The following is a 20,409-nucleotide window of genomic DNA, read 5'->3' on the forward strand; positions in this document are numbered from 1 at the left end:
ACTTTTATGGCAGAAACAACCTTTACCCTTTGGCGGCAGCGCCTTGGCTATGGCATCGCCGACCTCTCTTGCAACCTTGTGTGGCAGATGATCTCTCTTTATCTGATGTTCTTTTACACCGACGTGATGGGCCTGCCCGCTTATTACGTAGGCCTGATGTTCCTCGTGACGCGCCTGGTGGACGGCGTTGCCGACGTGCTAATGGGGCTGGTTATCGACAATACCGCCACCCGCTGGGGGCGCTGCCGTCCGTATCTGCTGATTGGCGCGATCCCCTTCGGACTGCTGTGTATTCTGGCCTTTTACGTGCCTGATTTTGGCACCACCGGTAAGCTGATCTACGCTTTTGTCACCTATCTGTGTCTGTCGTTTCTCTATACCCTCGTTAATATTCCATTCTGCGCCATGCTGCCGTTTCTGACGAACGACTCGCGGGAGCGCACGACGCTGTCGGCGGTGCGCATTCTGCTCGGCTCGCTCGGCGCGACTATTGTCGCGGTCGCCACTCTGCCGCTGGTTGGCGCGCTGGGGAAAGGCAATCAGGAGCACGGCTTCTTCTATACGGCGGTGGTTTTCGGCGTTATTGCCACCTTTTTTCTGCTGGTGAGCTTCCGGAACGTTAAGGAAAATATCAGCATTACTCAGGAGCGCATGACCTTAAAACGCGCCTGGGTCAGCCTGCGCGCCAACCGTCCATGGTTCGTCTTCGCCATCAATATTTTCCTGATGTGGGGCGCGTTTTTCTTCCAGACCGGGGCGCTGGTCTACTTCTTCCATTATTACGTCGGTAATAACGATCTCACGGCGATCGTCGCCGGGATCTCCACCTTCGTTCCTCTGCTGGGTACCCTCACCGTTCCGCTGCTCGCCAGCCGGATGAAAAAACGCCACGTCTATCTGGTCGCCAGCGCGATCAACCTGGTCGGCATGGGCATGATGATGGCGGCAGGCGTTAACAGCTGGGGTCTGGTTGCCGGAGCGGTCGTACTCTCGCTTGGCGCCGGACAGCGCACGGCAATTTACTTCTCTATGCAAGCCGATCCGGTGGATTACGGAGTATGGAAAACCGGCATCAATACCGCCGGCATTTTAACCTCCATCAACGGCTTTCTTGGCAAGGTGGCGATGGCGGGCGCGGGAGCCATTACCGGGGCCCTGCTCTCATCCGGCGGTTATATCGCTAACCAGACGCAAAGCGACGGCGCGATGCTGGCGATAAAAGCCTGCTACCTCTATATCCCGGCGCTGCTGATTGTGGCTTCAATGCTGTGGATTGGTCGCTTCTACCGACTCGACGACCAGTACGAGCAGATCCGCGCCGACCTTGACGCTGGACGCCGTGCGCCGTCGAACCCATCGTCCGTTGCTGGAGAAAACCACGCCCTATAAGGCGCAGCACCCCCTACATACCTCTGAAAAAATAAGGATTGATATGCGTATCTCTTTGATTAGCGCAGCGGTTTGCTGCGCCCTTTTTTCGGCTTACGGCGCGAATGCGGCCCCGCTCACCGTCGAACAACGGCTAGCGCAGCTGGAGGCCCGGCTTAATCATGCGGAGCAGGAGGCCGGAGAGGCCAAACGTCGGGCGCAGCAGGCGGAGCTGCGCACCAGCGCCGCGGAACAACGCGCGGCGGCAGCGGAAAAGCAGGTGCAGACCCTCAGTCAGCGCACCGCAGCGACCGAGCAAAAGCAGCAGGCTGCTGACAAACAGCTGGCGAAAAGCAGCCTCAGCGATGGCTTCGAGTTCAACGCCTACGCGCGCTCCGGGATGCTGGTTGACAGCCATGGTAAAGGCGCGCGCGGCGGCCCGGGTGTCTCCCCGGCCAGTTCGCTCAACGGCGATGCCCACGTTGGCCGTCTCGGCAACGAGAAAGATAACTACGTGGAGCTCAGCTTCGGCAAAAAAATGACCTTCAGCGACGGGTCATGGGCGCACTTTAAAACCATGCTTGCCGACGGGGCAACCAACCCGGATCCATGGGTACAGGATAACGACAGCCACCACCTGAACGTGCGTCAGCTGTACGTCGAGATGGGCAATTTCGCCGATTTTTCCGGGCCGTTCAGGAGCGCGTCCATCTGGGCGGGCAAGCGTTTCGACCGCGATAATTTCGATATCCACTTTACCGATAGCGATATTATGTTCCTCGGCGGTACCGGCGGCGGGATCAATGACGTGAAGTGGGGTGATACGCTGCGCGGCGATTACTCGGTCTATGCGCGTAACTTCGGCGATCTGGGTAGCGATAACTACCAGGATAACGATATACAGAACCTGATGTTCACCGCCAACCACTTCTGGAACAACTGGCAGCTGATGACCACGGCGATGACCGCCCAGGGCAATGATGACCTGAAAGATAATACCTCGACCACCGGCAGTTACGCTCTGCGCAGCGATAATACGGCGAAAAACGGCTACTACGCGATGCTGGCGTATCACGACAAACAGCAATTCTATGGCCTCGCGCCGGGCGTATCGGAGAGCGCCCTGCAGTACGGCGGCGGGCTGGGCGCCGAGGCGCGCCAGCCCGGCAGCGATGGCGATCTTACCGAGAACGCAAAGTCCCTGCGTTTTGCGTCCTACGGCATTTTGCCGCTGGGGAAAAACTGGCAGCTTGCACCATCGGTTATCGCCCAGCATAGCGAAGATCGCTACCGCGATGGAGACCGCTACGATTGGGCAACCTTTAACCTGCGGGTTTCCCAGGGCATCACCCGCAACTTCGCCCTGCTATACGAGGCGTCCTGGCAATATATGGACCTGAATCCCAACGGCCGAACCTATCGCTACGACAGCGGCGTGCATCAATACCAGGCGGTGAGCGGCGATTTTTACAAGCTGACCTTCGCCCCGACGTTCAAAGTGGGCGATGTGTTTGATATCAAAGCGAGGCCGGAGATACGTTTCTTTGTCACGTGGATGAATTGGGATAAAGACCTGGATCGTTATGCGATCAACGATGATTTCGGCAGTAAAGGCTTTACCGCCGGAGGAAACTGGAACTTTGGCGTGCAGACGGAGATTTGGTTTTAATACATCAGCCCTGGCACCTCTTCCCGGGGGCGGCGCACAGCGCCTGCCCGGGCTACCGGACCGCAGACCGCTGAGAACGCGTAGCCCGGACAGATGCGCAGCATCGCCTCCGGGATATTCTGCCACTCCGCACTCTCTCCCGGGGGCGGCGCACAGCGCCTGCCCGGGCTACTGGATAGCAGACCACTGAGAACGCGTAGCCCGGACAGATGCGCAGCATCGCCTCCGGGAAAGAAAGCGGGTTACATGCTATAACCCGGTTTTTTAATCAGCTGTTCCATCTGCGGGGCGATTTCGCTGTCCCACACCTGTTGCCAGTCGCTCTCATTAATTTCATTCAGGGCCACGCTCACCGAGCGCTCTTTGCTGTTGAGATGGCGAATCACCACCTCGGTAATATCGGCGGCCAGCGCCGCTTTTTGTTCATCATTCAGGTCGCGGGGAAAACATTTAATATCAATATGCGGCATAGCAGGCTCCTTTATTGTCAGGATGATAAAGCTAGCATAACCCGCATCATCTGGATCGCTTTTTGTGCTTTAAATCAGCTCGTTGCGGCGAAGAACGGCTTCGAGTTTGGGATGGCGATACACCGCATCCGCCACGGCGACGAATTTTGGCGTTTGCGCCGCAAACCACTCCCGTCGCGGGCCCCAGGCACACATTGCCGCAATATAGCAGTCCAGCAGAGTTATTTCCGCCCCCAGCGCATACGGCGCGGCGGCAAGCTGCTCCTCCAGCCACAGATAAAGCGATTTGCGATAGCTGATGCAGCTTTCCCGCAGCTGCTCTGGCGCATCGGCGGCCCAGCGCTCCGGGTAATCCGCAAAGGTAAAGGTGGGATAAACGTTCGCCACCAGCCAGATGAGCAGACGCTGAAAGGCATGCCGCTGCGGCGATCCCGGCGCCGGAGCCAGATCCGGTCGCACGTCGAGGATCATCAGAGCAATCGCCGCGGATTCGGTCATCACGCTGCCATCTTCAAGCGTGAGGGTCGGCACCTGACACAGCGGGTTAATCAGCTTGAGACGGTCGCGCTGCGGGCCCGGTTGGTCAAAGCCCTCAACGTTGACAAAATGGTACGGGATATCGGCCAGCGTCAGCATCAGTTCGCTTATCGTTGAGCCCCAGCCGGGTACGCCATAGACGGTGATCATATTCTGCGTCCTCAAGAAATTTGCCGCCCGTGAACAGAGCGGCGACGGATTTAGCAACCTTCCAGTATAGGTTTGATTGAGCAATATCGCTATGGAGTCCCCCTCGCCCAGGCTAAACCACAGCGCTACGCCGACTCGCGCGCCACCAGGTGAAAGCCAATATCAATAATCGCGTCCCCTTCTTCTCCGCCTTCTATGCGGTCGGCAAGCAGCGTAGCCGCCTGCTCGCCAATGGCGTGACGGTCGACGCTGACGGTGGTGATCGCCGGACGATTGCTGTCGGCGAAATCCAGATCGCCAAAGCCGATCACCGCCAGATTCTGCGGCACGCGCAGCCCCCGGCTTTCCGCTTCCATAATCGCTCCCTGGGCAAGGGTGTCGGAACTGCAGACGATAACGTCAAACTCGCCATCGGCGAGCAGTTCGCCCAGACCGCGTCGCCCCAGCGCCAGCGATGCCGGAAGCGGCACCTCGACCTGCGGGGCAACGTTAATTCCACTTTTGGCCAGCCGGGCCAGGAGCCCCTGCTTTCGCAACGTCGCGCGCGCATCGCCTGCCCACAGCAGTCCCGGACGACGGTAGCCTTTTTCCAGCAAATATTCGCCAATGGTTTCACCGACTTTTTCATGCGAAAAACCAACCAGCATATCCAGCGGCGTCGGGGTGAGATCCCAGATTTCCACCACCGGCGTGGCGGCGTTGAGGATCGTCCTCTTTAACGCCGGAGCGTGCTGAATACCGGTCAACACCACGCCATCCGGACGCCGGGAGAGTAAGGTTGCTACCAGCTCGGCTTCGGTCTGACGGCTATAGCCCGCCACGCACAGCAGCATATGATAGCCGCGCGCCGCCAGGGTATCGCTCAGCGCCTGGATGGTATCGACAAACATATTGTTATTGATTTGCGGCACCACCACCGCCACCAGTTTGCTGCGCCTGGAGGCCAGGCCGCCGGCCAGCGCATTGGGGATATAACCCGTGGCCTGCACCGCCTGCATCACTTTCTCTACCGTTTTTGGCCTTACCAGCTGCGGCGTATTCAGCGCCCGACTGACCGTCATCGACGACAACCCGGCGCTGCGGGCCACATCATCCAGCGTCGGCGCGCGCGTCGGTTTTCTGCTTTTCACGACTAAGCCCCTGTGTTGAGTCGTTTCCTGTGGCCATTATTGATGATGGTCCAGGCAATTGCCAGCGCCCGTCCGTACATCCCTAATAGAATCAACGACCTGCCGAATTAAATGTTATCGCTATCATTATGATTTGTAAGTTTTCACAAACCTTTTTGGAACGTGAACTGCGCTGCATAATTTTACCCTTTATAACCGCTAATTGTGATCGTTTGTACAAATTAAAATCACTGTCGTAGCACCAGGATAATTTCAGGATTAAAAATGTTAGCGCAAACATTTTATTACCAAAAGGGAACTCACTATGACCTCGAGCGCAAATTCCGACTCCGTGACCTACGCCAAAGCTTCCGGCGTCAAAACCGCCGCTGAAACCGGCGACCGCATTGAACATGTCAAACTGTCGCTGGCCTTTCTGCCGCTGGCCACCCCCGTCAGCGATGCAAAGGTTCTGACCGGTCGGCAAAAACCGCTGACCGAAGTGGCGATCATCATCGCGGAAATCCGCTCCCGGGACGGCTTTGAAGGCGTTGGCTTCAGCTATTCCAAACGCGCGGGCGGCCAGGGTATTTACGCCCACGCCACGGAGATTGCCGATAATCTGCTCGGCGAAGACCCGAATGATATCGACAAGATCTACACCAAACTGCTGTGGGCCGGCGCATCCGTTGGCCGCAGCGGCATGGCGGTGCAGGCAATCTCCCCTATCGATATTGCGCTGTGGGATATGAAAGCCAAACGCGCCGGACTACCGCTGGCGAAACTGCTCGGCTCGCACCGCGATTCCGTGCAGTGCTACAACACCTCCGGCGGCTTCCTGCACACCCCGCTGGAGCAGGTGTTGAAAAACGTGGCTATCTCACGCGAGAACGGGATTGGCGGGATAAAACTGAAAGTCGGTCAGCCGAATACCGCTGAGGATATTCGCCGTCTGACGGCAGTACGCGAAGTCCTGGGCGATGACTTCCCGCTGATGGTGGACGCCAACCAGCAGTGGGACCGTGAAACCGCTATCCGCATGGGGCGCAAAATGGAGCAGTTCAATCTGATCTGGATTGAAGAGCCCCTTGACGCCTACGATGTGGAAGGCCACGCACAGCTCGCCGCCGCGCTGGATACGCCGATTGCCACCGGCGAGATGCTGACCAGCTTCCGCGAACATGAGCAGCTGATCCTCGGCAACGCCAGCGACTTCGTGCAGCCCGATGCGCCGCGCGTCGGCGGCATCTCCCCGTTCCTGAAGATTATGGATCTGGCGGCGAAGCACGGTCGCAAGCTGGCCCCACACTTTGCGATGGAGGTACACCTGCATCTCGCCGCCGCCTACCCGCTCGAGCCCTGGCTGGAGCACTTCGAGTGGCTGAACCCGCTGTTTAACGAACAGCTGGAACTGCGCGACGGGAGGATGTGGGTTTCCGAACGCCACGGTCTGGGCTTCACCCTGAGCGAACAGGCCCGCCGCTGGACCCAGCAAAGCTGCGAGTTTGGCAAACGCCCTTAACCGAATTCCCCGCATGGCGGCATAAGGGCTACAGGCCCCGTAGCCCGGGCAAGGCGCATCAGGCGCCGCCCCCGGGAGAATACCGCATTCTCCCGGAGGCGATGCTGCGCATCTGTCCGGGTTACCGGTCCGCGGACGACTGAAAACCCGTAGCCCTGCCGGGGAAATACCTCTTATTGGCTGTACCCACAATAAACAACCCTGCAAAGGAGTTGAAGATGACTACACCCTTAAAACGCAGCAACGTGCGTTACGGCATATTACTGTTTTTATTTCTGGCTACCGTATTTAATTATGCCGACCGGGCAACGCTGTCCGTTGTCGCGCCTATTATGAGCAAAGAGTTAGGTTTTGATCCCGAGGCGATGGGGCTGGCTTTTTCAGTTTTTGGCATCTCCTACGTCATTATGCAAATACCCGGCGGCTGGCTGCTGGATAAATATGGTTCGCGGCTGGTCTACGGCTGCGCGCTGATTGGCTGGTCAGTCGTCACCATGTTTCAGGGAACGATCTATCTGTTCGCCAGCCCGCTGATTGTACTGGTGATTCTGCGCCTGATGATGGGCGCGATAGAAGCCCCCGCCTTTCCCGCTAACAGCCGTCTGAGCGTACAGTGGTTTCCCAATAAAGAGCGCGGGTTCGTCACTTCGGTCTATCAGGCCGCGCAGTATATTTCCCTGGGGATTATTACGCCGCTAATGACGATTATTCTGCATAATTTAAGCTGGCACTATGTATTTTATTATATTGGCGCTATCGGCGTGGTGCTGGGGATATTCTGGCTGGTAAAAGTAAGAGATCCCTCTCATCATCCAAAAATTAACCAACAGGAGCTCGACTATATTCGCGAAGGCGGCGGCGAGCCGGAATTAGGCACGAAAAAAACGCAGCAGAAATTAACCCTCGCGCAAATCAAAAGCGTCTGCGTCAATCGTATGATGATCGGGGTATATATTGGCCAGTTCTGCGTGACGTCAATCACCTGGTTCTTCCTGACCTGGTTTCCGACCTATCTTTACCAGGCCAAAGGCATGTCGATTCTCAAGGTCGGCTTTGTCGCCAGCATCCCGGCCATTGCCGGATTTATCGGCGGCCTGCTGGGCGGCGTGTTCTCGGACTGGCTGCTGAAACGCGGCTATAGCCTGACGACCGCCCGCAAGTTGCCGGTGATCTGCGGCATGCTGCTCTCCTGCGTCATTGTGGTCGCCAACTACACCACTTCGGAAGTGGTGGTGATCGCCGCCATGAGCCTGGCTTTCTTTGCTAAAGGGTTCGGTAACCTCGGCTGGTGCGTGCTGAGCGACACATCACCCAAGGAGATGCTGGGAATTGCCGGTGGGGTGTTCAATATGTGCGGCAACCTGGCGAGTATTATCACGCCGCTGGTTATCGGCGTGATCCTCGCTAATACTCACTCCTTCGATTACGCCATCCTGTACGTCGGTTCCATGGGCGTACTGGGCCTGTTCTCCTACCTGTTTATCGTCGGGCCGCTGGATCGCTTAACGCTGACCCCGCGCGCCGCCTGATTTAAAACTCTGGCGAGCATTCGCCTCCGCTGTTTCGCATCACACTCCTGCGAAACAGCGGTTTTTTAGTAGGTAATCCCCGGCGGATTCACCTCCGATTGCCTCACCTCTTCGCCCTGCTCACCCCAGCGGGCCAGCACTTTCTGATACTCTCCGCGCGCTATCGCGCCATCCAGCGCGGCCTGAAGCGCATAGACCAGTCCGTTACCCTTCCTGGTGGTGGTGGCGACATAAGCCTTTTTCGGCCCCAGCCCGACGACTTTGGTTTTACCGCTGAGCGCCGCTTTGTAAGCGGCTACCGACTGCGGCCCAAAAAACACGTCCGCGCGACCGGACTGAATATAGAGGTTGCCCGAAGCGTCATCGGTCAGGTAGACCGGTAGCGCAGGTTGTCGCCCGGCGGCTTCGTTTTCGGCGTTCCAGCCGAGCAAAATTCGCTCCTGGTTAGTCCCGGACCCGACAATCACTTTTTTACCGGCGAGATCCGCCGGGCCGCTCACGCTGGCGATGTCGCTGGTCGATTTTACGGAAAAGGCCAGCGAATCGACGCGATAGGTCGCAAAATCAAACTTCGCTTTCCGCTGCTCGGTTACCGCAATATTCACCAGCGCCACGTCGTAGCGCCCGGAAGTAATCCCCAACGGCCAGTCCTCCCAGGCGGTGGGCACCAGCTTTAGCTTCAGCCCGAGGCTGCCGGCCAGCAGCCGGGCGATATCCGGGTCGCTGCCGATACGCGTGCGGTTATCGCTGGCCAGCAGCGCCAGCGGCGGCGAGTTGAGCGCTGAAATCGCCACCGTTAAAGTACCCGGTTCGACGAAGACGTAATCCGCCGGGATCTTCGCCACCGCCTGCTCATCGCGGGTTACCGGCAGCGGCTGCTCGTTGGCGCGCAGGTCGATAGCCGCCTGCGATGCCGCAGATAAAGAGAGTAACGCCAGGGTCAAAAATCCGTTTTTCATGCCGCTAATACCCTCGATAAAAACTGCTGCGTACGCGGGTGCTGCGGATGGTTCAGCACATTGTCGCTGCTGCCCTGCTCGACTATCTTGCCGTCGACCATAAACACCACCCGATCCGCCACCTCTTTCGCAAAGCCAATTTCGTGGGTGACCACGACCAGCGTGGTGCCGGAGCGCGCCAGCTTTTTAATCACATCCAGCACTTCCCCCACCAGCTCCGGGTCAAGCGCGGAGGTGGGTTCATCAAACAGCATCACTCGCGGGTTAAGCGCCAGCGCCCGGGCAATGGCGATGCGCTGCTGCTGACCGCCGGACAGGTGCCGCGACCAGGCGTCGGCTTTATTGCGTAGTCCAACTACGTCCAGCAGTTCGTACGCCCGCGCGATAGCCTCCTTACGGGTCGCCTGTTTATGGGCGATGGGGGCTTCAATCAGGTTTTCCAGCACCGTCAGGTGCGGGAACAGGTTGAAGTTCTGAAACACGTAGCCAACGTTGATCCGCTGGCGAAGGATCTCCTTCTCTTTCAGTTCGTAGAGCTTGTCGCCTTTACGGCGATAACCGATATAGTCGCCATCGATCTGAATAAAGCCTTCATCAACGCGCTCCAGATGATTGATCGCCCGCAGCAGCGTCGATTTTCCCGAACCGGACGGCCCGAGGATCACCGTCACCGTACCGGGTGCTATTTCCAGCGATACATCGTCCAGCGCTTTATGGCGGCCAAAGTATTTGCTGACGCCGGTAATGGAGATATGACCGTTACGAGAGTTGAGCATGGGCGGACTCCTGCGGTTGGGGACGATGAACGGTTTCAACAACGCGACGGCTGCTGCGGGCGCTATTAACCGCCGAGCGGCGCTCGCTGCGGGCCAGGCCGCGCTCGACCAGATACTGAATCAGCGACAGCACGCTGGTGATCGCCAGGTACCAGGCGGCGCCGACCATCAGCAGGGGGATCACTTCCTGGGTGCGGTTATAGATCATCTGGATGGTGTAAAACAGCTCCGGCATCGCCAGCACGTAAACCATCGCTGTCCCCTTGGCGAGGCTGATAATTTCGTTAAAACCCGCCGGTAAAATGGTGCGCAGCGCCTGCGGCAGGATAATGCGCAGCGTGCGGCGGCTGGCCGGAAGCCCCAGCGCCGCCGCCGCTTCATACTGCCCGTGATCGACCCCGAGGAAACCACCGCGAATAATTTCGGCGGTGTAGGCGCTTTGTACCAGGGTCAGCCCGACAACGGCGGTAGAAAACTGCCCCAGCACGCTAATGGTCTCAAAACTGGCCCAGCGAATAGCGGTGAACGGAATGCCGATCGACAGGGTGTCGTAGAGATAAGAGAAGTTGTAGAGAATAATCAGCACCACGATCAGCGGCAGCGAGCGAAACAACCAGATATAGCCCCAGGCAAGGCTGCTCAGCAGCCATGAACTGGAGAGTCGCGCCAGCGCCAGCAGTCCGCCGAAGATAACGCTGAGCGCCGTCGCCAGCAGGGTCAACAGCAGCGTCTGCCCGAGGCCTTCGAGGATCACCGGGTCAAAGAACCAGCGGGCAAAGACGCCCCACTCCCAGCGCGGGTTAAAGGCAACTGATTGAATCACCACCGCCAGCACCAGCAGCGCCAGCACCGCGCCCACTGCCCGCAGCGGATAGCGCGCGGGGACAACCTTAATCGTTTCCTGGGTATGCATATTGGCTCCTTAAGCGCTCTGGCTCAGCGCGCTGACCGCCAGCGCTTTCGTAAAACGCAGCCGACCATCGAACGGCGGCAAACTGTACTCTTCCGGATCGCGGTTGAGGTCAAACTGCGCCTCGTAGCCCTGGCTCAGATAGAGCCGCACCGCTTCCGGCTGACGAAAACCGGTCGTCAAAAAGATATGGCTGTAGCCCGCCAGCAGCGCCCGACGTTCCAGCTCCTGCACCACTTTCGCCGCCAGCCCCTGCTGGCGCAGACGACGATGGGTCCAGATCCGTTTGATTTCTGCCGTATGGGCATCTTTCGGTTTATACGCGCCGGTAGCGATAATTTCCCCCTCCCGCTCCAGCACGATAAATAGCCCCTGCGGCGCCAGATACCATTCAGTCAGCTCGACTTCGGCATCGCGGGAAAAGTAGTCGCCGTAGCGCGCGGCGTACTCGCCGAACAGGCCCTCAATAATCGGCTGCAGCTCCGGCGCTTCCGGAGAGACATCGCGGAATAGATCGCTCATCATGCCTCCTGTTAGTCGCCGAGTCCGGCCGGGTTAATTTCCGATTGCGGGATGCTCTCCACGCCTTCGCCCCAGCGACTCAGCACCTTCGCGTAATCGCCGCTGCGGATAGCGCCGTTCAGCGCCGTCTGTACCGGTTCAACCAGACCGCTGCCTTTTTTCACCGTCACGGCGATATGCGCCGCCTTCGGCCAGCCGCCGTCAACGCTGCCCACCAGCCTGGTTTTGCCGGTCAGCGCCGCTTTCCACGCGCCGATTACGTTCGGGCCGAAGAAGGCGTCGGCGCGCCCGGACTGCAGCGCCAGGGTCTGGGCGGCGTCGTCTTTGGTGTAGACCGGCGTAAACGGCTTCAGCCCCTTCTTGAGATTCTCGGCGTTCCACGCCAACAAAATCGCTTCCTGGTTGGTGCCGGAGCCGACGATAATCCGCAGCCCGGCAATATCTTCGGCTTTTTCAATTTTGCTCAGCGGACTGGTGCTCTTGACGTAAAAACCCAGCGAATCTTTGCGGTAGGTGGCGAAATCAAACTTCTCTTTGCGCTCTTTGGTCACGGTGATATTGCTGACCGCCGCATCATATTTGCCGGAGGCGACGCCGAGCGGCCAGTCTTCCCACGAGGTGGGCACCACGTTCAGCTCCAGCCCGAGGCTGTCGGCCACCAGGCGGGCGATATCCACCTCGCTGCCGAGCAGGGTTTTGTTATCATCAGAAAACACGGTCAGCGGCGGCGAATTCAGCGCGGCGACCGCGACGGTCAGCTTACCCGGCACCGCCAGGTGGAGACCCTTCGGCAGTTGGGCGATAGCCTGCGGATTTTTTGCTGTGTGAATCGGCGTTTTGTTGGCTTCGAGGCTCACGCCGGTGCCGTTGATCGTGACGTTCTGCGCCCAGGATGACGCGCTCACGGCCAGCGCCAGCGCCAGCGCCAGTAATAGCGATTTTTTCTGCGTTTTCTGCATAGCGGGTGTTCTCTATTATTGTTTTTGGAATTGATTGACGGGCTCTGCCAGCCCTAAACTTTCGCGCAGCGTGGTGCCGGGATATTCTTCACGGAATAATCCACGCTGCTGCAGGATCGGTACCACCTGGTCCACAAAGCGCGGGAAGGTATCCGGCGTACCGCCCTGGATAATAAAACCGTCCGCCGCGCGCTGTTCAAACCACTGCTGTAGCCCATCTGCCACCTCTGCGGCGGTTCCGGCAAAACGCGGTCGCGGGCTGGCTGCCTCCAGCGCGACCTGGCGCAGGGTCAGGCCGCGTTCGCGGGCGTTGCGTTTAATCTCATCGGTGGTGCTGCGAAAGCTGTTCTGCCCGAGGTCGCCGATATCCGGGAACGCCTCATCCAGCGGATATTGGGCGAAATCGTGATGCTCAAAATAGCGGCCGAGATAATTCAGCGCGTCCTCAATCGATACCAGCGCGGCGGTGGTCTGGTATTGCTGTTCCACATCGTCGGCGCTATCGCCAACGATCACGCTGACGCCCTGGAATATGTGTAGTTCGCTCTCCCGGCGGCCGTACGCGTCGAGCTGGCTTTTGACGTCGCGATAAAAGGCCTGCGCTTCCGCCAGCGAGTCCTGATGGGTAAAAATAGCGTCGGCATGGCTGGCGGCTAATTTTTTACCGTCTTCGGAAGCGCCCGCCTGAAAGATAATGGGTCGGCCCTGCGGCGTGCGGGCAATATTTAGCGGGCCGGCTACTTTGAAGAAATCACCGTGATGATTAAGCGTATGCAGCTTATTTTTATCAAAGAACTGGCCGCTCTCTTTATTACGAATAAACGCGTCCTGTTCCCATGAATCCCACAGGCCTTTAACGACCTGAAGGTATTCATCGGCGATGCGGTAGCGCAGCGCATGATCGGGATGCTGCGCCCGGGAGAAGTTTTTCGCTGAGCCTTCGAGCGGCGATGTCACCACGTTCCAGCCAGCGCGTCCTCCGCTCAGATGATCGAGGCTGGCGAACTGGCGAGCGGTGGTAAAGGGCTCGCTGTAGGAGGTCGACAAGGTGCCGACGAGGCCTAAACGCGAGGTTACCGCTGCAAGGGTGGATAATACGGTGAGTGGTTCAAAACGGTTTAAAAAATGCGGGATCGATTTTTCATTAATATATAAGCCATCGGCAACAAAAATAAAATCGAGCTTGCCCTCTTCCGCTTTTAACGCCGTCTGCTTCACGAACTCAAAGTTAATACTGGCGTCGGCCAGCGCGGCCGGATGGCGCCAGGCCGACATATTTCCCGATGCGCCATGTAAGATAGTGCCAATGCGCAGCTGTCGTTGTTCAGACATCGTTAATCCTTAGTCTATGACCCTGAATAATTAAAGTTCTTTCAGCGCCTGCTCTGCCAGATCGGCAAAGTAGTGCGCCGCCGGCGCGATTAAGCGCTCATCCGGGTTAAACGCCGGATGGTGAAGGCCAAACTCGCTGGCGCTGCCGATGCTGACGAACGCGCCGGGAATATGCTGAAGATAAACGGCGAAATCCTCTCCGCCGAGATGGAGATCCGCATGGTGCGTGCGGTAGCCGGATCGATCGGCCACGTGGCTGGCGAAAGCCGCCCAGCGTTCATCATTGACCAGCGCGGTCGGCCCGGCGTACCAGAAGACATCGATCTGCGCGCCGAAGGCGCTGGCGAAGCCGGCGGCAATCTCGCTCACCCGCGCCTTCACCCGCTGCTGGACTTCGCTGCTGTGGGTGCGCAGCGTACCTTCCAGCTCGACGCTTTCCGGCAGGACATTCCACGTATTGCCGCCCTGAATCCGCGTGACGCTCAGCACCACGGAATCGAGGGTGTTCACTTCGCGGCTGGCGACGCTTTGCAGCAGGGTCACCAGCTGGCTGGCCAGCAGAATGGCGTCCTTCCCTTCATGAGGCCGGGCGGCGTGAGCGCCTTTGCCGGTCACCTTAAACACAAAGCGATCGACGTTGGCATAAAACGCGCCGCCTCGGGTGGCGAATTCCCCCACCGGCAGCCCCGGTTCATTATGCATACCGAAAATGGCGGAAACGCCCTCCAGCACGCCGGCTCGAATCAGGGTTTTCGCGCCGCCGAAGCTCTCCTCCGCCGGCTGGAACAGAATGCGGACGCGTCCCGCCAGCTGCGCTTCGCGTTGTTTCAGTAGTAAGGCCGCGCCAAGGATCACGCTGGTATGAATATCATGCCCGCAGGCGTGCATCACGCCGGCATTCAGCGAGCGAAACGGCACGCTGGCCGCCTCTTCGATAGGCAGCGCATCAATATCGGCACGCAGGGCAATCACCTTATTGCCGCTCCCAACCTCGGCAACCGCGCCGGTTTTCAGATCATATGGCAACAGGCTGATGCCGCCGCTTTGTAGCCAGTCGCGAATACGCGCGGTGGTGTCGACCTCCTGCAGCGAAAGTTCCGGATACTGATGCAGCTCGCGCCGCCAGCGAATTAACTGTTCAGCAAGGCTCATGGCTGGACCTCCGCGCTCAGATGCGCCCGGGCCAACAGACGCAGGGAGTTAAGGCGCGCCGCGCCGTCGCTAATGGGCGTGTCGATAATAAATTCGTCGATGTTCCACGCCGACTGCAAGGCATCCAGCTGCGCTTTCACCTGCTCGGGGGTGCCGAACAGCACGGCCGATTCCCGCCGGGCGATACGCGTCGGCCTGCTGCCCGCCTGACGGGCAAAGGCGGCCGCCTGCGCTTCGCTGCCGACGGTCACCCGCTGACCGTTTTCCAGCTCAACGCCCCATGCTTCGACGGATTTTGCCAGCGCCGCGGCCGCTGCGGCCTCTTCGGCCACAATAACCTGAACGGCGATAATGGCGTCGCGACGGCTCAGTTCGCGCCAGCGGGTTAACACCTCCCGCAGCAGTTGCTTATCGCCGTTGAGATGGGCGGCGAAGACGAAGTTCCAGTCCAGCTGCGCCGCCAGCTGCGCGCTCTCCAGGCTGGCGCCGAGCAGAAAACCGTCGGCGCGACGCGGCGGGATTGGGGTTGCGCGGACGCTCTCTTCACCATCGGTTTCGGTCAGCGACAGCCAGTTGTCGAGCTGCGCCAGCTGGTCGGCAAAACTCCCCTTTTGCTGGAGATTAAGTCCCTGCTGCAACGCGCGAGTGGAGAGCGGCAGTCCGCCGGGGGCTTTGCCCACGCCCAGATCCACGCGGCCCGGGGCAAGAGAAGCCAGCATATTGAAGTTCTCCGCCACCTTATATGGGCTGTAGTGCTGCAGCATAACGCCGCCGGAGCCAACGCGAATGCTGCGGGTCTGGCCGAGGATCCAGGCAATCGCCAGTTCCGGCGACGGGCTGGCGAGCTGGTCGGTGTTGTGGTGTTCGGCGATCCAGAAACGGTGATATCCCCAGGCTTCCGCCTGTTGCGCGAGCGTTAATGTGCGCGCCAGCGCCTGGGCGGCCGTTTCTCCGGCCGCCAGCGGGCTTTTATCCAGGATACTGATTCGATAAGACATTTCGCAGGCTCATGTGAATTAACATGTCTGCATTATTAGAAGCGCCCGCGGCTGGAGAGAAACAATTTATTTACATGTGCTCTGCCGAAAATTAGATATGCGGTGAGGTAAATGTCCCCGGAGGCGATGCCACGTCACGACGCATTCCCCGGGTTGCGGCGTAAACGCCTTACCCGGGCTACGAGTTCCCGGCAATCAGCGGCCCGGTAGCCCGGCGCCGCCCCCGGAAAAAGAGCGCAGAATGGCAGACTTTCCCGGAGGTGATGCTGCGCATCTGTCCGGGCTAAGCATCCTCAGCAGTCTGCGGGCCTGTAGCCCGGGCAGGCGCTTTGCGCCGCCCCCGGGAAAAGAGCGCAGAGTGACAGACTTTCCCGGAGGTGATGCTGCGCATCTGTCCGGGCTACGCATCCTCAGCAGCCTGCGGCCCGGTAGACCGGCGCCGCCCCCGGGGAAAGCGCGCAGAGTGGCAGAATTTCCCGGAGGCGATGCTGCGCATCTGTCCGGGCTACGCGTCCTCAGCAGTCTGCGGGCCTGTAGCCCGGCTAAGCGCAGCGCGAGCCGGGGGATTATCGGCTATTCTGCCGAAGCTCGCGCACCAGCGCCTCGGTCTGCTGCTGGTTGCGTAAGCGCACAAAGCGAATATGTCGATACTGCGGATCCTGCATATCCGCCAGATAGCGGCGGCGATTATTGCGCCAGGTTTTTAGCGTCCAGAGAATAATGGAGTCCCGGCTAAAGAAGGAGCGGCGGAAGGTTTCACAGTTACCGGTGCCAGGCCACAGTTCCTGGCGTCGGCTGGCACGCGATGCCGCGCGCCAGATAGCCTGGCGCATCGTGCGCCAGAAGCTGTAATCCACCCACACCACCAGATCCACGTCGCGCCATTTTACCGGACGACTGCGGTTATAGTTGCCGTCAAGCACCCAGCCTGGCGCGGCGAGCGCGGCGGCGAGCTTAGCGTAGAACTCATCGTCCGGCGTCCCTTGCCACTCGGGCAGCCAGTAGAGCACATCCATTTCGATATAAGGCAGAGACAGTTCCTGAGCCAGCCGACGCGCGAGGGTAGATTTGCCGACGCCGCTGGTCCCTACTACGTTGATTTTCATCGTGGCCTCTCGGGCAAAACGCGGGCGGAAAAGCATAGCGCAATACCGTTAAAACGCTGAGCAAAATTTCCAGGGTGCCGGGGAAGCACTTAAACCTGCCGATCTCATTGATATTTAAGCAAGTGCTGTCGACAAATCTTTTACGTGCGTCCATTTTCCGATACGTGTAGGATTCTCCGCCATGCTCGCTTATCTCATTCATCAGAATGATGGGAGAGCCAGCAGCACGAACCACTTCATGGACATTGACAGGAAAATAGCGACATCAATGAATACAAAACACTCTAGCGTGGCGGAGCAGCACGCTGCCAAACGCCACTGGCTAAACTCGCAGGAGTCCGGCTACCACAAGGCAATGGGCAACCGTCAGGTGCAGATGATTGCCATCGGCGGCGCGATTGGTACCGGCCTGTTCCTCGGCGCGGGCGCGCGCCTGCAGATGGCGGGACCGGCGCTGGCGCTGGTTTATCTGGTCTGCGGCCTCTTCTCGTTCTTTATTTTACGCGCGCTTGGCGAGCTGGTGCTTCATCGCCCTTCCAGCGGCAGCTTCGTCTCCTACGCCCGCGAGTTCCTCGGCGAAAAAGCGGCTTACGTTGCGGGCTGGATGTACTTCATCAACTGGGCGATGACCGGGATTGTCGATATCACCGCCGTCGCGCTGTATATGCACTACTGGGGCGCGTTCGGCGACGTTCCGCAGTGGGTGTTTGCCCTCGGCGCGCTGGCGATCGTCGGCACCATGAATATGATCGGCGTGAAATGGTTCGCCGAGATGGAGTTCTGGTTCGCGCTGGTCAAGGTACTGGCAATCGTGGCGTTTCTGGTGGTCGGGACTATTTTTCTTGGCACCGGCAAGCCGCTGGATGGCAATGCCACCGGTTTCCATCTGATCACCGATAACGGCGGTCTGTTCCCGCACGGCCTGCTCCCGGCGCTGGTGCTGGTTCAGGGCGTGGTTTTCGCCTTCGCTTCTATTGAACTGGTAGGTACCGCCGCCGGCGAGTGTAAAGATCCGCAGACCATGGTGCCGCGCGCCATCAACAGCGTCATCTGGCGTATTGGTCTGTTCTACGTTGGCTCGGTGCTGCTGCTGGTGCTGCTGCTGCCGTGGAATGCCTATCAGGCCGGGCAGAGCCCGTTCGTCACCTTCTTCTCGAAGCTGGGCGTGCCGTATATCGGCAGCGTGATGAATATTGTGGTATTAACCGCCGCGCTCTCCAGCCTCAACTCCGGACTGTACTGCACCGGGCGTATTCTGCGCTCCATGTCGATGGGCGGTTCGGCGCCTAAATTTATGTCGAAAATGAGCCGCCATCACGTGCCCTATGCCGGTATTCTGGCGACGCTGGGCGTCTATGTCGTTGGGGTATTCCTCAACTACCTGGTGCCTTCGCAGGTGTTTGAGATAGTCCTCAACGTCGCTTCGCTGGGCATCATCGCCTCGTGGGGATTTATTGTGGTGTGCCAGATGCGCCTGCGCAAGGCGATCAAAGAAGGCAAGGCCGCAGACGTCAGCTTCAAGATGCCGGGAGCGCCTTTTACTTCCTGGCTGACCCTGCTATTCCTGCTGAGCGTGCTGGTATTAATGGCTTTCGATTACCCGAATGGGACTTATACCATCGGTTCGATTCCGCTGATTGCCGTTTTGCTGGTCGCCGGCTGGTTTGGCGTACGCAAGCGCGTGCATGATATTCACAGCACTGCGCCGGATATTGAAAAACCGTAACTCGTCCCTTTTGCGGTTTGCCCGGTGGGGCAAACCGCAACTGCAGAACTTAATTATCTTCCACCAGCTGAGCAACATCGCTGCTGTTAATCTGACGCTTATTGCCCGACTCATCGGTATAGCTGGTCATGCCGGTATCTTTATCCAGCTTCGGTTTGCCCTGCGTCACAATGGTTTGCCCGCTTTTCGTCGTCATCACGTAGTTTGAGCTACAGCCTGCCAGCAAAGCCAGCATTGCGCCGGCGCAAACGACCATCAATGTTCTTTTCATCATATCTCCAGGATTAATGCCACCGTCCCGCTTACGCAGGAAAGCGGTAAGTTTATAGCCATTACATTTGTCAGGCTAATAAGCGTTTGTAACAGAGGGTGATATCGGTGAAGACGCTATTTTCTGTAAGGCACGAACCAGGCGGGGATTATGCCGACCGGGTAAGACGTAAACCGCCGCCCGGCAGAACGACTTTCAGGAGGGGCTTCCCCCTCCCGTGAAGATCACAGCGCGATGCGGATAACGTCATCCGGCTGGGTCGCCTCTTTCTGACGCGTCGATTCCTGCTTCACGCTTACGTACAGCGTTTTGCCATCGGCGGAAAGCATCAGGCTGTTCGGGTGAGTAGGGGTTTTGAAAGTTTTGACCACCTTGTAGCTCTTACCATCGATCACGCTCACTTCACCGGCTTTGCGGTGCGTCACGTAGGCTTCATTGCGCGTCGGGTTGAACAGAACGGCCAGGGACTCCGGCGCGGCGATTTTCTCCAGCACTTTGCCATCGCGAATATCGACCACCAGCACTTCCGGCTGTTTACTGTCGGTGATAAAGGCGCGATGACCGGCGGTATCAAGGCTGAGATTCAGATAGAAGTGCTCTTTGCCATCATCCTGCAACTTCTTGCGCGAGAGGATCTTATTGCTGGTACTGTCGATAGTCACCAGCTCGCCGTCGGCGTTGGTGGTATAGATGCGGTTCGCTTCTGCGTCCACCGCCAGGCCGGTCGCCATTGCGCCGGTATTAGCGATAGTGTCTTTCAGCGTCAGCTTGTCGCCATCCACAACCCAAATCACGCTCTCTTTACCCAGGCCTGTGATGTAGACGGTATTGGTTTTCTCATTGACCGCCAGCTCGCGCGGCGCCAGCGGGCGCACGGTCTCGCTGCGCTGACGAGCGTCGAGCACCAGACGTCCCTTTACCTTACCGGTTTTAGCATCAATGGCAGTGACGGTGCTGTCGGTAGTGTTGCCAAACCACAGGGTCTGGGTGGCGTTATTGATCGTCGCGCCGAAGGGTTTCAGGTCGTTATGAATGATCTGGGTCACTTCGAGGGTCGTCGGATCGAGACGATAAACGATGCCGCCTTTATCCAGCGAACGGCTTTGCGATGTGGCCACCCACAGCGCGTTCTCCTGCTGGCTATAGGCCATTTCGTATGCGCCCTTGCCGACGGCTTTGCGCAGCATTTCTTCCGCCGCATGGGCGCTAAAGCTCCCCGCCAGCAGTAATGAAGTTAACAACAGTGAACGGCGCAGACGCGGCGCGGACAGATGACGTAATGACATGACGACTCCCTTTGATAAAACAAATATATGCCTGCTCGACAGTGCTTCCGGGGCGCAA

17 protein-coding genes and 1 pseudogene are annotated in these 20,409 nt (G+C 58.6%); 5 read left to right on the forward strand and 13 right to left on the reverse strand.

Annotated features, from left to right (window positions below; all coding sequences use genetic code 11):
- The first annotated feature begins 6 nt into the window (after window positions 1-6).
- On the forward strand, window positions 7-1,389 hold the full coding sequence (locus K2184_RS15390) for a glycoside-pentoside-hexuronide (GPH):cation symporter (RefSeq protein ID WP_004112819.1): 1,383 nt from the start codon (window positions 7-9) through the stop codon (window positions 1,387-1,389).
- A gap of 43 nt (window positions 1,390-1,432) precedes the next feature.
- Window positions 1,433-3,037, forward strand: coding sequence for a carbohydrate porin (locus K2184_RS15395; protein WP_016807833.1), 1,605 nt, complete (start codon window positions 1,433-1,435; stop codon window positions 3,035-3,037).
- Window positions 3,038-3,279: 242 nt separating this feature from the next.
- On the opposite strand, the gene pptA is transcribed toward K2184_RS15395, so the two are convergent.
- From pptA to K2184_RS15410, 3 genes are all read right to left on the reverse strand, one after another.
- Window positions 3,280-3,507: a tautomerase PptA gene (pptA, locus tag K2184_RS15400; RefSeq protein WP_064396072.1), complete on the reverse strand. Its 228-nt coding sequence runs from the start codon at window positions 3,505-3,507 to the stop codon at window positions 3,280-3,282.
- Between the two features lie 69 nt (window positions 3,508-3,576).
- Window positions 3,577-4,194, reverse strand: coding sequence for a glutathione S-transferase family protein (locus K2184_RS15405; RefSeq protein WP_004112808.1), 618 nt, complete (start codon window positions 4,192-4,194; stop codon window positions 3,577-3,579).
- A gap of 125 nt (window positions 4,195-4,319) precedes the next feature.
- On the reverse strand, window positions 4,320-5,324 hold the full coding sequence (locus tag K2184_RS15410; RefSeq protein ID WP_163525589.1) for a LacI family DNA-binding transcriptional regulator: 1,005 nt from the start codon (window positions 5,322-5,324) through the stop codon (window positions 4,320-4,322).
- Between the two features lie 304 nt (window positions 5,325-5,628).
- On the opposite strand from K2184_RS15410, the gene K2184_RS15415 reads away from it, so the two are divergent.
- Both K2184_RS15415 and K2184_RS15420 read left to right on the forward strand, forming a co-directional pair.
- Complete coding sequence (locus K2184_RS15415; protein WP_049592000.1) at window positions 5,629-6,825, forward strand: L-talarate/galactarate dehydratase; 1,197 nt, start codon at window positions 5,629-5,631, stop codon at window positions 6,823-6,825.
- A gap of 218 nt (window positions 6,826-7,043) precedes the next feature.
- A complete protein-coding gene (locus K2184_RS15420) occupies window positions 7,044-8,354 on the forward strand; it encodes an MFS transporter (protein ID WP_004101876.1) in 1,311 nt (436 codons plus the stop codon).
- Between the two features lie 65 nt (window positions 8,355-8,419).
- Here the strand turns inward: K2184_RS15420 and K2184_RS15425 are convergent, their stop codons facing one another.
- The 8 genes and pseudogenes from K2184_RS15425 to K2184_RS15460 form a co-directional block, all read right to left on the reverse strand.
- On the reverse strand, window positions 8,420-9,313 hold the full coding sequence (locus tag K2184_RS15425; protein ID WP_004101874.1) for a transporter substrate-binding domain-containing protein: 894 nt from the start codon (window positions 9,311-9,313) through the stop codon (window positions 8,420-8,422).
- Window positions 9,310-10,089 (reverse strand): amino acid ABC transporter ATP-binding protein, encoded by a 780-nt coding sequence (locus K2184_RS15430; protein WP_004101872.1) that lies wholly within the window; start codon window positions 10,087-10,089, stop codon window positions 9,310-9,312. Before K2184_RS15430 ends, K2184_RS15425 begins: the two co-directional genes overlap by 4 nt.
- Window positions 10,073-11,002 carry an amino acid ABC transporter permease gene (locus K2184_RS15435; RefSeq protein ID WP_004101870.1) on the reverse strand — a complete coding sequence of 310 codons (930 nt, stop codon included), beginning with the start codon at window positions 11,000-11,002 and terminating at the stop codon, window positions 10,073-10,075. The genes K2184_RS15430 and K2184_RS15435 overlap by 17 nt, the downstream gene beginning before the upstream one ends.
- A 9-nt stretch (window positions 11,003-11,011) precedes the next feature.
- On the reverse strand, window positions 11,012-11,521 hold the full coding sequence (locus tag K2184_RS15440) for a GNAT family N-acetyltransferase (protein ID WP_016807839.1): 510 nt from the start codon (window positions 11,519-11,521) through the stop codon (window positions 11,012-11,014).
- An 11-nt stretch (window positions 11,522-11,532) separates the two neighbouring features.
- Window positions 11,533-13,812 (reverse strand): annotated as a pseudogene (locus K2184_RS15445) (NtaA/DmoA family FMN-dependent monooxygenase).
- Between the two features lie 30 nt (window positions 13,813-13,842).
- Window positions 13,843-14,964 (reverse strand): amidohydrolase, encoded by a 1,122-nt coding sequence (locus K2184_RS15450; protein WP_004101864.1) that lies wholly within the window; start codon window positions 14,962-14,964, stop codon window positions 13,843-13,845.
- Window positions 14,961-15,962, reverse strand: a complete 1,002-nt coding sequence (locus K2184_RS15455) for an LLM class flavin-dependent oxidoreductase (protein ID WP_004101863.1) — start codon at window positions 15,960-15,962, stop codon at window positions 14,961-14,963. The genes K2184_RS15450 and K2184_RS15455 overlap by 4 nt, the downstream gene beginning before the upstream one ends.
- 566 nt (window positions 15,963-16,528) lie before the next feature.
- Window positions 16,529-17,068 (reverse strand): AAA family ATPase, encoded by a 540-nt coding sequence (locus K2184_RS15460; RefSeq protein WP_023329650.1) that lies wholly within the window; start codon window positions 17,066-17,068, stop codon window positions 16,529-16,531.
- Between the two features lie 268 nt (window positions 17,069-17,336).
- On the opposite strand from K2184_RS15460, the gene ansP reads away from it, so the two are divergent.
- The gene (gene ansP, locus K2184_RS15465) at window positions 17,337-18,794 is read left to right on the forward strand and encodes an L-asparagine permease (RefSeq protein WP_016807843.1); all 1,458 of its coding nucleotides are present in this window, start codon (window positions 17,337-17,339) and stop codon (window positions 18,792-18,794) included.
- A 49-nt stretch (window positions 18,795-18,843) separates the two neighbouring features.
- Here ansP and K2184_RS15470 read toward each other — a convergent pair whose 3' ends face one another.
- Together K2184_RS15470 and K2184_RS15475 are read right to left on the reverse strand one after the other, a co-directional pair.
- Entirely contained in the window at window positions 18,844-19,065 is a 222-nt protein-coding gene (locus K2184_RS15470) for a YgdI/YgdR family lipoprotein (RefSeq protein ID WP_004101857.1), read from the reverse strand.
- 224 nt (window positions 19,066-19,289) lie between these two features.
- Entirely contained in the window at window positions 19,290-20,351 is a 1,062-nt protein-coding gene (locus K2184_RS15475) for a YncE family protein (protein WP_016807844.1), read from the reverse strand.
- Window positions 20,352-20,409: the final 58 nt, after the last annotated feature.

The organism is Klebsiella sp. K5-306 (genome assembly GCF_051835185.1).
GTDB lineage: Bacteria > Pseudomonadota > Gammaproteobacteria > Enterobacterales > Enterobacteriaceae > Klebsiella > Klebsiella oxytoca.

Coding starts and splice junctions, on each gene's coding strand:
- K2184_RS15390 (WP_004112819.1), top strand. CDS start 7: ATGGCAGAAACAACCTTTACCCTTTGGCGGCAGCGCCTTGGCTATGGC.
- K2184_RS15395 (WP_016807833.1), top strand. CDS start 1,433: ATGCGTATCTCTTTGATTAGCGCAGCGGTTTGCTGCGCCCTTTTTTCG.
- pptA (WP_064396072.1), bottom strand. CDS start 3,507: ATGCCGCATATTGATATTAAATGTTTTCCCCGCGACCTGAATGATGAA.
- K2184_RS15405 (WP_004112808.1), bottom strand. CDS start 4,194: ATGATCACCGTCTATGGCGTACCCGGCTGGGGCTCAACGATAAGCGAA.
- K2184_RS15415 (WP_049592000.1), top strand. CDS start 5,629: ATGACCTCGAGCGCAAATTCCGACTCCGTGACCTACGCCAAAGCTTCC.
- K2184_RS15420 (WP_004101876.1), top strand. CDS start 7,044: ATGACTACACCCTTAAAACGCAGCAACGTGCGTTACGGCATATTACTG.
- K2184_RS15425 (WP_004101874.1), bottom strand. CDS start 9,313: ATGAAAAACGGATTTTTGACCCTGGCGTTACTCTCTTTATCTGCGGCA.
- K2184_RS15430 (WP_004101872.1), bottom strand. CDS start 10,089: ATGCTCAACTCTCGTAACGGTCATATCTCCATTACCGGCGTCAGCAAA.
- K2184_RS15435 (WP_004101870.1), bottom strand. CDS start 11,002: ATGCATACCCAGGAAACGATTAAGGTTGTCCCCGCGCGCTATCCGCTG.
- K2184_RS15440 (WP_016807839.1), bottom strand. CDS start 11,521: ATGAGCGATCTATTCCGCGATGTCTCTCCGGAAGCGCCGGAGCTGCAG.
- K2184_RS15450 (WP_004101864.1), bottom strand. CDS start 14,964: ATGAGCCTTGCTGAACAGTTAATTCGCTGGCGGCGCGAGCTGCATCAG.
- K2184_RS15455 (WP_004101863.1), bottom strand. CDS start 15,962: ATGTCTTATCGAATCAGTATCCTGGATAAAAGCCCGCTGGCGGCCGGA.
- K2184_RS15460 (WP_023329650.1), bottom strand. CDS start 17,068: ATGAAAATCAACGTAGTAGGGACCAGCGGCGTCGGCAAATCTACCCTC.
- ansP (WP_016807843.1), top strand. CDS start 17,337: ATGAATACAAAACACTCTAGCGTGGCGGAGCAGCACGCTGCCAAACGC.
- K2184_RS15470 (WP_004101857.1), bottom strand. CDS start 19,065: ATGAAAAGAACATTGATGGTCGTTTGCGCCGGCGCAATGCTGGCTTTG.
- K2184_RS15475 (WP_016807844.1), bottom strand. CDS start 20,351: ATGTCATTACGTCATCTGTCCGCGCCGCGTCTGCGCCGTTCACTGTTG.